The following is a 12,958-nucleotide window of genomic DNA, read 5'->3' on the forward strand; positions in this document are numbered from 1 at the left end:
CTTTTGGGGTGCTTTTATTATGAAATTGAGTTATGAAGATAAAATTCAAATATATGAATTAAGGAATCGTGGTTTCGTAGTTAACCATAAGAAGGTCTAACGTCTGATGAGAGTTCTTGGTCTAACCGCTCTAATTCGTCGTAGACGCAAGTATTCTTCATATCAGGGATAGGTTGGCAAGAAAGCAGAGAATCTCATTCAACGCCAGTTCGAAGCATCTAAAACAATGGAAAAGCGCTATACAGATTTGTGCCATTCCAACAAGCAGCCAAAAACTCTATTTATTACTCGTTTTAAATGGTTTCAATAGTGAACTTATTGCTTATAATCTTTCTCCATAGTGACCAGGGATGGCAATATCAACATCAGTATTATCATCGATTTTTAGAAGAGAAAGGAGTCCAACTGTCCATGACAAGTAAGGGGAATCGTCCAGACAATGGCATGATGGAATCCTTCTTTGAAATTCTTAAGTCTGAGATATTTTATGGTTATGAGAAGACGTTATAGATACTTGAGAAATTGTAATAAGCTATTGTAGACTATATTAATTATTACAACAACAAATGCATTAAGGTAAAACTAAAAGGACTCAGTCCTGTGCAATACTGAACTAAATCCTTTACTTAAATTGATTGTCTAATTTTTTGGGGTCAGTACAGTAAGGTGGTGGTTTTGCGTACGCTTTTTACACTGAACTTTAGTTCAAAAATAGAGAATTTCCTTAGTTTGACTATGGGATTCAATCTATTTGGGGTGAGTAGATAATTGAGCCGCTTTTCAAACTTTTTAATGGTGAAAAAATAATCCATCTCACTCTTGATGAAGTAAGACGGATTATTGTTGTTTAAGTTAGTACTGTCTTTTAAAGTGCTTTAAAAAGAGATTGAGCAGGTATAGTATTTTCCTTAGTATTTGTTATTCTATGAAAATCTCTAGTTTAAATCAATTTATGTATGTTATTTTCCTATTCAGGTTTATGGTTCAAATCGTTATCTCTAAAAAACTAGACATTGGAGTAAAAGGTATCATTTATCTGAATATTGTAATTATGATCTCAAAACCGTAGAAAATAGTGAAGATATGATTTACCTATTTTGTACTGTTTCTTAATGTTAAGTTTGTTCCTAGTTTAGTAAGTGTTGGTATTTTTCGAGGTGCTAATAATTGTTTATTGAGAATATCCATAGCTGTTCGTCCCATTTCTTCTGTATAGACAGTGACACTAGAAAGTGGAGGATATACTTGTTTAGCTAGAGTTGTATCGTTAAAAGAGATAATTTGAATGTCGTCAGGGACCTTGATACCATTTTCCTGAAGTGCTCTGAGTGCACCAATAGCTAGACTATCACTAGCCGCAAAGTAAGCATCAGGTAAAGTAGCTCCACTCTTAATCTTAGAATCAAGAAGTTCATAGCCAGATTGGACAGTGAAGTCACCAGTCAGAATAAAAAGAGGGTCATAGATTCCCTTTTCCATACAGTAGTTCCGATAAGAACGTAAACGAGGATCAGAGATGATTTCAGTTGCATCTGTTGTTTTTTCTTGCCCAATGAGTAGGCCTATATTATTACAACCTTGTTCTTTAAGATAACAGAGTGCCGATTGTACGGAGTTTTCAAAATCAGTAGTAACACATGGATGTCCTTGATTAAGAGTATCACTATCAACAAAGACCAGAGTCTTTTTTAGTCTTTCTAGTTTCGCAATTTGTTCACGACTAAATTTTCCGATACATAGTACACCAACGACCTCCTCTCCTAGACTTGAAGGAATGTCGTTGAAAAAGTGAAGCATCTCGTAGTCTAGTTCATAGGCTCTTATTTCAATACCAAGTCTAATATTATAATAGTAGATGTCATCTAACTCGTGTTCTTCACTAACCCATTGAATAATTGCCACTTGATACTTTTCTTTTTTTGAATTATTAATTGTTTTGTATTTAGTATATCCGATTTCATCAGCGATAGTTAATATCCGATGTCTAGTATCCTCTGTTACGGAAAGAGTTTCATCTTTATTAAGAACACGTGAAACAGTTGAAATAGATACACCTGCTAATTTTGCGATATCTGCTAATGTAGCCATAGTATCCTCCTCATATTTCAGTATAACATAACTTTTATTTTTTACCTATATTTTACTAAAAAAATAGTAAAAATATTGATTTTCCATGTGAAAGGGGTTACACTATAACTATAAAAAATAAGTTTAACGAGGAAACATAAATGAAAGCAGAACAATTGAGAGAAAAGTTTAAAGAAGTTTTTGGTTTAGAAGCAGACCATACTTTCTTTTCTCCAGGTCGTATTAATTTGATTGGTGAGCATACGGACTACAATGGAGGTAACGTCCTTCCGGTAGCTATTACCCTAGGTACTTACGGAGCGGCCCGCAAACGTGATGACAAAGTTTTGCGTTTCTTCTCAGCTAACTTTGAAGAGAAGGGAATCATCGAAGTGCCACTTGAAAATCTTCGTTTTGAAAAAGAACACAACTGGACAAACTATCCAAAAGGTGTTCTTCATTTCTTGCAAGAAGCTGGGCATACGATTGATTCAGGTATGGATATTTACATTTATGGTAACATTCCAAATGGATCAGGCTTGTCATCATCATCATCTTTGGAATTGTTGATTGGTGTTATTGCTGAAAAACTTTATGACCTTAAATTGGAACGCCTTGACTTGGTTAAAATCGGTAAGCAAACTGAAAATGACTTTATCGGCGTTAACTCTGGTATCATGGACCAATTCGCTATTGGTATGGGAGCTGATCAATGTGCGATTTACTTGGACACAAATACTCTAAAGTATGACTTGATACCCCTTGACCTTAAAGACAATGTTGTTGTTATCATGAACACTAACAAACGTCGTGAATTGGCTGATTCTAAATACAATGAACGTCGTGCTGAATGTGAAACAGCAGTATCTGAACTCCAAGAAACACTTGATATCCAAACACTTGGTGAATTGGACCTCTGGACATTCGATGCATACAGCTACTTGATTAAAGATGAAAATCGTATCAAACGTGCACGCCATGCAGTTCTTGAAAATCAACGTACACTTCAAGCCCGTAAAGCTCTTGAAGCAGGAGATTTGGAAGGCTTTGGTCGTCTTATGAATGCTTCTCACGTATCATTGGAACATGATTACGAAGTTACAGGTCTTGAACTTGATACTTTGGCACACACAGCATGGGAACAAGAAGGTGTTCTTGGAGCTCGTATGACAGGAGCGGGATTTGGTGGATGTGCCATCGCACTTGTAAACAAAGATAAAGTTGAAGATTTCAAAAAAGCAGTTGGTCAACGTTATGAAGAAGTCGTTGGTTATGCACCAAGCTTCTATATCGCTGAAGTAGCTGGCGGTGCACGAGTACTTGATTAATGAGAAAGAAGTAGAGATTATGGCTGAAAATTTAGTAAACACTTTTGTAACTCAGGTTATTGAAAATAGTGATTATGAGGAATTGGACCGTATCTATTTGACAAACAAAGTTTTTGCTTTGGTTGGAGAAGGAGTTGCTGATGTTGAAACAGATAGCTCTGAATTGATTGACCTTAAAGACCAGTTGCTTCAAGCAGGTGTTAAAGCTGGTTCTGTAGGTGAACTTAATGAAGAACAAGATATCATCGGTGCTCAACTCATGGACCTGATTACACCAAGTCCTAGTGTTGTAAATCGTAACTTTTGGGATACCTATAAATCTAATCCAGAACAAGCTATCGCTGATTTTTATGCTCTCAGTAAGCGCAATGATTATGTTAAGGTAAAGGCAATTGCTCAAAATATCGCCTATAAGTCTCCAACAAAGTACGGTGACTTGGAAATTACGATTAACCTTTCAAAACCTGAAAAAGATCCAAAAGCCATCGCTGCAGCTAAAAATGCGGTAGCTTCTGATTATCCAAAATGCCAACTTTGTATGGAAAATGAAGGTTATCTAGGTCGCATCAATCACCCAGCACGTAGTAATCACCGTGTTATTCGTTTCCAAATGGAAGACAAGGAGTGGGGCTTCCAATATTCACCATATGCTTACTTTAATGAACATTCTATTTTCTTTTATGGTAAGCACGAACCAATGCACATCAGTCCATTGACGTTTGGTCGTCTCCTATCAATTGTTGAAGCATTTCCTGGTTACTTTGCAGGTTCAAATGCCGATCTTCCAATTGTAGGTGGTTCAATTCTTACACACGAACACTATCAAGGTGGTCGCCACACCTTCCCAATGGAAGTAGCAGGCATTAAAGAAAAAGTTAGCTTTGATGGATACTCTGATGTTGAAACTGGTATTGTTAATTGGCCTATGTCAGTTCTTCGTTTAAGAAGTGAAGATAAGGAAAGACTTATTGCTCTTGCAACCAAAATTTTAAATTGCTGGCGTGGTTATTCAGACGAAAAAGCTGGTGTCTTGGCTGAGTCTGATGGACAACCTCACCACACCATTACCCCAATTGCTCGTAGAAAAGACGGCAAATTTGAATTGGATTTGGTTCTTCGTGACAATCAAACTTCTGAAGAACATCCAGACGGTATCTACCACCCACATAAAGATGTTCAACATATTAAGAAAGAAAACATCGGTTTGATTGAAGTTATGGGATTGGCCATTCTTCCACCTCGTTTGAAAACAGAACTTAAAGATGTTGAAGATTATCTATTAGGTCAAGGTAACCAAGTTGCTCCAATTCACCAAGAATGGGCAGATGAACTCAAAGCTCAAAATCCAAATATTACGGCTGAGGAAGTGACAGAAGTTGTTCGACAATCTGTTGCAGATATCTTTGCTCGTGTACTAGAAGATGCAGGTGTTTATAAGACTAATAGTGAAGGCTTGGATCAGTTTAAAGCATTTGTAGATTTTGTAAATTTAGCTGATTAATTGTTTTTTCTGAAGAAAGGAGATAAGAAATGGCAATTTTAGTATTAGGTGGAGCTGGTTATATCGGTTCTCACATGGTTGATCGCTTAGTTGAAAAAGGTCAAGAAAAAGTAGTAGTAGTAGATAGTTTGGTAACAGGTCACCGTGCTGCCGTACATCCAGATGCTATTTTCTATCAAGGCGATCTTTCTGATCAGGATTTTATGAGAAAGGTCTTCAAAGAAAACCCTGATGTTGATGCTGTTATTCACTTTGCGGCCTATTCTTTGGTTGGTGAATCAATGGAAAAACCACTCAAATATTTTGATAACAACACAGCTGGAATGGTTAAATTGCTTGAGGTTATGAACGAATGCGGTGTTAGATACATTGTCTTCTCATCAACAGCAGCAACTTACGGAATTCCAGAAGAAATTCCAATTCTTGAAACAACACCACAAAATCCTATCAACCCATATGGTGAAAGTAAGTTGATGATGGAAACCATTATGAAGTGGTCAGACCAAGCTTACGGCATCAAGTATGTCCCTCTTCGTTACTTTAATGTGGCGGGTGCCAAACCTGATGGTTCGATTGGTGAGGACCACAGTCCAGAAACTCACCTTCTACCGATTATTCTTCAAGTAGCTCAAGGTGTTCGTGAAAAAATCATGATCTTTGGGGATGACTACAATACTCCAGACGGGACTAACGTTCGTGACTATGTGCATCCATTCGACTTGGCGGACGCTCACCTCCTTGCTGTTGAATATCTTCGTAAAGGTAATGAATCTACAGCCTTTAACTTAGGTTCATCAACAGGTTTTTCAAACCTTCAAATTCTTGAAGCAGCTCGTAAGGTAACTGGTAAAGAGATTCCAGCTGAAAAAGTTGATCGTCGTCCTGGTGATCCTGATATATTGATTGCTTCATCTGAAAAAGCACGTACAGTTCTTGGATGGAAACCACAATTTGATAACATCGAAAAAATCATCGCAAGTGCTTGGGCATGGCATTCTAGCCATCCAAAAGGGTACGATGATCGAGGATAATTAAAATAATAAACAAAAATAAAGAGTATATATAATTGTTGTACTTCTTTGTTTTTTTGAGGAAATAATATGAAAATAAGCTGCGAAATTATTGGAAAAGTTGATTCAGGCGATGTCAGTAAAATTTCAATGGAAAATAATAATGGTGTTGTCATTTCCACACTCACAACAGGTGCTACACTTCAGGAGTTTTTGGTTCCAACGGAAACTGGTGCTCTTAAAAATATAGTACTTGGTTTCAGTGATTTCGAGGATTACTATAAGAATAATTTATGTGCCTGCCAGTCCATTGGTAGGGTTGCTGGAAGAATTGGGAAAGCTTCGTATACTCATAATATGGTTCTTTATAGCCTTCCTAAGAATGAGGGAGAAAACTGCTTACATGGCGGTCCAAAAGGAATGCAGGTTCAAAATTGGAACTATGTCACAAACCTGAATGATGAATATGTTGAGACAAAATTTATTAGAAGACTTTATTCAAGTGTAGATGGCTTTCCTGGTGATGTTACAGTCTCTATTAGTTATAGACTTGACAATAATAACCGCTTAACAATACTCTTTGAAGCCTTCGATGTTACAGAGTCAACAGTCTTTAATCCGACAAACCATGTTTACTTTAATCTTAGCGACAAACAGGATTTATCAAGTCATGAGTTACAAATCTATTCAGACTATCGTTTAGAGTTGGATTATGAGTCAATTCCAACAGGACAAAAAATTAATGTAGATGAAACGAATTATGATTTTAGAAAGACAACTGACTTGCTACCTCGAATTGAAGCAAATAATGGTTTTGATGATGCCTTTGTAGTTGAAGGGGGAACTTGTGATCATGTGAAAGAAGTAGCTATTTTGCATGACAAAGAAAGCGGAGATGGTATTGAAATCTACTCAAACAGAAATGGTTTAGTCATTTTTACGATGGATGATATCGAAGATAATATTTACTTTGCAAGAGATAAAGGCAAAATGGCAAAAGGGCGTGAAGCTATTGCTCTGGAAGCTCAAACCCTTCCAGATGCCGTTAATCACAAAGGTTTTGGAGATATTATCTTAAATAAAGGCCATAGTGTAAACTATGAAATTGGCTTCCAATACTTTAATTCATCAAGATAACCATGTATTAGTAAAAGTTTAGTAAAAAACACTGAAATTATTGACTGTATAAACCAATTTTTATATAATGTAAACGCATTCAAATAATAGGAGGTTTCCGAAATGGAAAAATCTAAAGGTCAGATGAAGTCTCGTTTATCCTACGCAGCTGGTGCTTTCGGTAACGACGTCTTCTATGCAACCATGTCAACATACTTTATCATGTTTGTGACAACTCACTTGTTTAACACAGGTGATCCAAAGCAAGATAGTCACTACGTACTATTAATTACTAACATTATCGCTGCTTTGCGTATCTTGGAAGTATTTATCGATCCATTGATCGGTAATATGATTGATAACACTAATACTAAGTATGGTAAATTCAAACCATGGGTAGTTGGTGGTGGTATCATCAGTTCTATCACCTTGTTGCTTCTCTTCACCGATTTAGGTGGTTTGAATAAAACAAATCCTTTCTTGTACCTTGTACTTTTTGGAATTATCTACCTTGTAATGGATGTCTTCTACTCGATTAAAGATATCGGTTTCTGGTCAATGATTCCTGCCTTGTCTCTTGATAGTCACGAACGTGAAAAAATGGCAACTTTTGCCCGTATTGGTTCTACGATTGGTGCCAATATTGTAGGTGTTGCCATCATGCCAATCGTTTTGTTCTTCTCTATGACGAACAATAGTGGCTCTGGAGATAAATCTGGATGGTTCTGGTTTGCATTTATCGTTGCTCTCATTGGTGTGATTACATCAATTGCTGTTGGTATTGGTACACGTGAAGTTGAGTCAAAACTTCGTGATAACAAAGAAAAAACTAGCTTTAAACAAGTCTTTAAAGTTCTTGGTAAAAACGACCAATTGATGTGGTTGTCTCTCGCATATTGGTTCTATGGTCTTGGTGTTAATACACTTAATGCTCTTCAACTTTATTACTTCACATTTATCCTTGGTGATTCAGGGAAATACTCAATCCTTTACGGATTGAATACAGTTATTGGTTTGGTTTCAGTTTCACTCTTCCCTAGCCTAGCTGGTAAATTCAACCGTAAACGTTTGTTCTATGGCTGTATTGCAGTAATGCTCGGTGGTATCGGAATCTTTAGTATTGCAGGAACATCACTTCCAATGATCTTGACTGCTGCTGAACTCTTCTTTATTCCACAACCTCTTGTGTTCCTTGTTATCCTCATGATTATCTCTGACTCAGTAGAATATGGTCAATGGAAATTGGGACACCGTGATGAATCACTTACTTTGTCAGTTCGTCCACTTGTTGATAAACTTAGTGGTGCGATGTCAAACTGGCTTGTTTCTACAATTGCCGTAGCTGCCGGTATGACAACAGGTGCCTCAGCATCAACAATTACAACACATCAACAGTCTATCTTTAAGCTTAGCATGTTTGGTTTCCCAGCAGCAGCAATTCTCATCGGAGCCTTCATTATTGCTCGTAAAATCACTTTGACTGAAGCACGTCACGCTAAAATTGTTGAAGAATTGGAACATCGCTTTAGCGTAGCAACTTCTGAAAATGAAGTTAAATCTAACGTCGTATCTCTTGTAACCCCTATAACTGGTTATTTGGTTGATCTCTCAAGTGTTAATGATGAACGCTTTGCTTCAGGTAGCATGGGTAAAGGTTTCGCCATTAAACCTACTGATGGAGTTGTCTATGCACCAATTAGTGGTACCATTCGTCAAATTTTTCCTACTCGTCATGCGATTGGTATTGAAAGTGATGATGGTGTCGTTGTTCTCATACACGTTGGTATTGGAACAGTTAAACTTAAAGGTGAAGGATTCATTAGTTACGTAGAACAAGGTGATCGTGTTGAAGTTGGACAAAAACTTCTTGAGTTCTGGTCACCGATTATTGAGAAAAATGGTCTTGATGACACAGTACTTGTCACTGTAACTAATTCAGAAAAATTCAGTGCTTTCCATCTTGAACAAGAAGTTGGAGAAAAGGTAGAAGCCTTGTCTGAAGTTATTACCTTCAAAAAAGGAGAATAATCTATGAACATGACTGAAAAAATTCAAACTTATTTAAACGATCCAAAGATTGTTAGCGTTAATACTGTTGATGCTCACTCAGATCATAAGTATTTTGAATCTCTTGAAGAATTTTCTGAAGGGGAGATGAAGTTAAGACAATCTCTTAATGGAAAATGGAAAATTCACTATGCTCAGAATACAAATCAGGTTTTAAAAGACTTTTATAAAACAGAATTTGATGAAACTGATTTGAATTTCATCAATGTACCAGGTCATTTAGAGCTTCAAGGTTTTGGTTCTCCACAATATGTGAATACCCAATATCCTTGGGATGGTAAAGAATTCCTTCGTCCACCTCAAGTTCCTCAAGAATCAAATGCTGTTGCATCATACGTTAAACATTTTACCTTGAATGATGCATTAAAAGATAAAAAAGTATTTATCTCATTCCAAGGGGTTGCTACTTCCATCTTTGTATGGGTCAATGGTAACTTTGTAGGCTACAGTGAAGATTCATTTACACCTAGTGAATTTGAAATTAGTGATTACCTTGTTGAAGGTGATAACAAGTTGGCGGTAGCTGTTTATCGTTACTCTACAGCAAGCTGGTTGGAAGACCAAGACTTCTGGAGACTTTACGGTATTTTTAGAGATGTTTACTTGTATGCTATTCCAAAAGTTCACGTTCAAGATCTCTTTGTTAAGGGAGATTATGATTACCAAACAAAATCAGGTCAATTAGATATTGATTTGAAGACTGTTGGTGATTATGAAGACAAGAAGATTAAATATGTTCTTTCAGATTATGAAGGCATCATTACAGAAGGTGATGCATCTGTTAATGGTGACGGTGAACTATCTGTAAGTCTTGAAAATCTTAAAATCAAACCTTGGAGTGCTGAAAGTCCTAAACTTTACGATTTGATCCTTCATGTTTTGGATGATGACCAAGTTGTTGAAGTCGTTCCAGTTAAAGTTGGATTTAGACGCTTTGAAATTAAAGATAAACTTATGCTTTTGAATGGTAAGAGAATTGTCTTTAAAGGGGTTAACAGACACGAATTTAACGCTAGAACAGGACGTTGTATCACTGAAGAAGATATGCTTTGGGATATCAAAGTGATGAAACAACATAACATCAATGCTGTTCGTACTTCACACTATCCTAACCAAACACGTTGGTATGAATTGTGTGATGAATATGGACTTTATGTTATCGATGAAGCCAACCTTGAAACACACGGTACATGGCAAAAACTTGGTCTATGCGAACCTTCATGGAATATCCCAGCTAGTGAACCAGAATGGTTGCCTGCTTGTTTGGATCGTGCCAATAACATGTTCCAACGCGATAAGAACCATGCTAGTGTTATCATTTGGTCTTGTGGTAATGAATCATATGCTGGTAAAGATATTGCTGACATGGCTGATTACTTCCGTAGTGTTGACAATACTCGTCCAGTTCACTATGAAGGTGTTACATGGTGTCGTGAATTTGATTACATTACAGACATCGAAAGTCGTATGTATGCGAAACCAGCTGATATTGAAGAATACCTCACAACTGGTAAACTAGTTGATCTTTCAAGCGTTAGTGATAAACACTTTGCTTCAGGTAACCTAACTAACAATCCTCAAAAACCTTATATTTCATGTGAATACATGCACATGATGGGTAACTCTGGTGGTGGATTGGAACTCTACACTGACTTAGAGAAATATCCAGAATACCAAGGTGGATTTATTTGGGACTTCATTGACCAAGCTATTTACAAAACACTTCCAAATGGTAGCGAATTCCTATCATATGGTGGTGACTGGCATGATAGACCTTCTGACTACGAATTTTGTGGAAATGGTATTGTCTTTGCAGATCGTACCCTAACTCCAAAACTTCAAACAGTTAAACATCTTTACTCTAATATTAAGATTGCTGTTGATGAAAAATCAGTAACTATCAAGAATGATAATCTCTTCGAAGATCTTTCTGCTTATACTTTCCTAGCTAGAGTTTACGAAGATGGTAGAAAAGTTAGCGAAAGTGAATATCACTTTGATGTTAAACCAGGTGAAGAAGCAACATTCCCAGTTAACTTTGTAGTCGAGGCTTCAAATTCTGAACAAATTTACGAAGTTGCTTGTGTTCTGAGGGAAGCAACTAAATGGGCTCCTAAAGGTCATGAAATTGTTCGTGGTCAATATGTTGCTGAAAAGATTAGCACCGAAACACCAGTTAAAGCACCTTTGAATGTTGTTGAAGGCGACTTCAACATCGGTATTCAAGGACAAAACTTCTCAATCTTGCTTTCACGTGCACAAAATACTTTAGTATCTGCTAAGTATAATGGTGTTGAATTCATTGAGAAAGGTCCTAAACTTAGCTTCACTCGTGCTTACACTGACAACGATCGTGGTGCTGGATATCCATTCGAAATGGCAGGCTGGAAGGTTGCTGGAAACTATAGTAAAGTTACAGATACTCAAATTCAAATCGAAGACGATTCTGTTAAAGTGACTTATGTTCATGAATTGCCAGGCTTGTCTGATGTCGAAGTTAAGGTAACTTATCAAGTTGACTACAAGGGTCGAATCTTTGTTACTGCAAACTATGATGGTAAAGCAGGTTTGCCAAACTTCCCTGAATTTGGTCTAGAATTTGCTATCGGTTCACAATTTACAAACCTTAGCTATTATGGATACGGTGCAGAAGAAAGCTACCGTGATAAACTTCCTGGTGCCTATCTTGGTCGATATGAAACATCTGTTGAAAAGACATTTGCTCCATATCTAATGCCACAAGAATCTGGTAATCACTATGGTACTCGTGAATTCACAGTATCTGATGATAACCATAATGGTCTTAAATTCACCGCACTTAATAAAGCATTCGAATTCAGTGCTTTGCGTAACAGTACTGAACAAATTGAAAATGCTCGTCACCAATATGAGTTGCAAGAATCTGATGCTACATGGATTAAAGTTCTTGCTGCTCAAATGGGTGTAGGTGGTGACGACTCATGGGGTGCTCCAGTTCATGACGAATTCTTGCTTAGCTCAGCAGATAGCTATCAATTAAGCTTCATGATTGAACCACTAAATTAGGTAGTTATTAAGAATCTAGTTGTACATTATTTGATAATTATAAAAGAGAAGCTTTGGAGGCTTCTCTTTTCATGTTTTAAAGGGGATTAAATCATTAGTGTGTTAGTATCTTCCAAAAATCTACAAGCGGTACTGATTAGCACTCCAACACATTATAAATATATTTCAAGTGATTTAAGATAGGAATTAACTATTACCGGTGTTTCTCTAAAAGAAATAAAAATCATACCATTCGTTCAGATGGAATAATGCATGTGACTTATAAAAAATCTCAAGTAGGGAAATAGTAAATACTACATGCCTAGTTCCAAGTCAGCTAACAAGCTACGGATAAAAAAGGCCTAGAATAAAGTAAAGTCAGGAGCCCTTAGGGTTCGGATTATTTTTAGGTTTTCGTAGTGAAAAATTTAAAAAGGATCGGTACTGACAATAACGAAAAATGAGTAAATATTATTGCCTAAAATACAAGATGTGCACTAGTACCAACCTATATGATAATGCTTAGAATCTATAAAAGTCAATTAAAAGAATAGATAATATTGATTTTCTTGGTTAGAGGTATTTAAATTACTTAACCAATTGAGGCAGGGTAATCTAGACTATATTGATTACTACAACAACAAATGCATTAAGGTAAAACTAAAAGGACTCAATCCTGTGCAATACAGAGCTAAATCCTTTGCTTACATAAATTGTCTAACTTTTTGGGGTCAGTACAGGATAGCTTGGGAGAGATTTTTTGATCTTTACAGCTAAAAAACGGGAAAACTATCAAAGCCTGTGAAACTTTTAAGCAGTATTTAGCTTGATAAGGTACAATAGAA

The 12,958-nt window shown here is 36.6% G+C and carries 7 protein-coding genes and 2 pseudogenes; 8 read left to right on the plus strand and 1 reads right to left on the minus strand.

The window, feature by feature from the left end; translation table 11 throughout:
- Positions 1–55: 55 nt before the first annotated feature.
- Positions 56–612, plus strand: a pseudogene (locus NSQ85_RS04855) (IS3 family transposase); the annotation flags it as partial.
- A 480-nt stretch (positions 613–1,092) separates the two neighbouring features.
- On the opposite strand, the gene NSQ85_RS04860 reads toward NSQ85_RS04855, so the two are convergent.
- Positions 1,093–2,088, minus strand: a complete 996-nt coding sequence (locus tag NSQ85_RS04860) for a LacI family DNA-binding transcriptional regulator (protein WP_340781285.1) — start codon at positions 2,086–2,088, stop codon at positions 1,093–1,095.
- 140 nt (positions 2,089–2,228) lie between these two features.
- Here NSQ85_RS04860 and NSQ85_RS04865 point away from each other — a divergent pair, with 140 nt between their 5' ends.
- From NSQ85_RS04865 to NSQ85_RS04895, 7 genes and pseudogenes are all read left to right on the plus strand, one after another.
- Positions 2,229–3,395, plus strand: a complete 1,167-nt coding sequence (locus tag NSQ85_RS04865; protein ID WP_340781287.1) for a galactokinase — start codon at positions 2,229–2,231, stop codon at positions 3,393–3,395.
- Positions 3,396–3,414: 19 nt separating this feature from the next.
- Positions 3,415–4,896, plus strand: a complete 1,482-nt coding sequence (galT, locus tag NSQ85_RS04870; RefSeq protein ID WP_179972065.1) for a UDP-glucose--hexose-1-phosphate uridylyltransferase — start codon at positions 3,415–3,417, stop codon at positions 4,894–4,896.
- 29 nt (positions 4,897–4,925) lie between these two features.
- Positions 4,926–5,927 carry a UDP-glucose 4-epimerase GalE gene (gene galE, locus NSQ85_RS04875; protein WP_179972064.1) on the plus strand — a complete coding sequence of 334 codons (1,002 nt, stop codon included), beginning with the start codon at positions 4,926–4,928 and terminating at the stop codon, positions 5,925–5,927.
- A 69-nt stretch (positions 5,928–5,996) separates the two neighbouring features.
- Positions 5,997–7,043, plus strand: coding sequence for a galactose-1-epimerase (galM, locus tag NSQ85_RS04880; RefSeq protein WP_179972063.1), 1,047 nt, complete (start codon positions 5,997–5,999; stop codon positions 7,041–7,043).
- Between the two features lie 102 nt (positions 7,044–7,145).
- On the plus strand, positions 7,146–9,050 hold the full coding sequence (locus tag NSQ85_RS04885; protein ID WP_179973862.1) for a PTS sugar transporter subunit IIA: 1,905 nt from the start codon (positions 7,146–7,148) through the stop codon (positions 9,048–9,050).
- A 3-nt stretch (positions 9,051–9,053) separates the two neighbouring features.
- Positions 9,054–12,134, plus strand: coding sequence for a glycoside hydrolase family 2 TIM barrel-domain containing protein (locus tag NSQ85_RS04890; RefSeq protein WP_179973861.1), 3,081 nt, complete (start codon positions 9,054–9,056; stop codon positions 12,132–12,134).
- A 561-nt stretch (positions 12,135–12,695) separates the two neighbouring features.
- Positions 12,696–12,815: pseudogene (locus NSQ85_RS04895) on the plus strand (IS3 family transposase); the annotation flags it as partial.
- Positions 12,816–12,958: the final 143 nt, after the last annotated feature.

It is taken from the genome of Streptococcus sp. FSL L8-0526, assembly GCF_038007145.1.
GTDB lineage: Bacteria > Bacillota > Bacilli > Lactobacillales > Streptococcaceae > Streptococcus > Streptococcus thermophilus.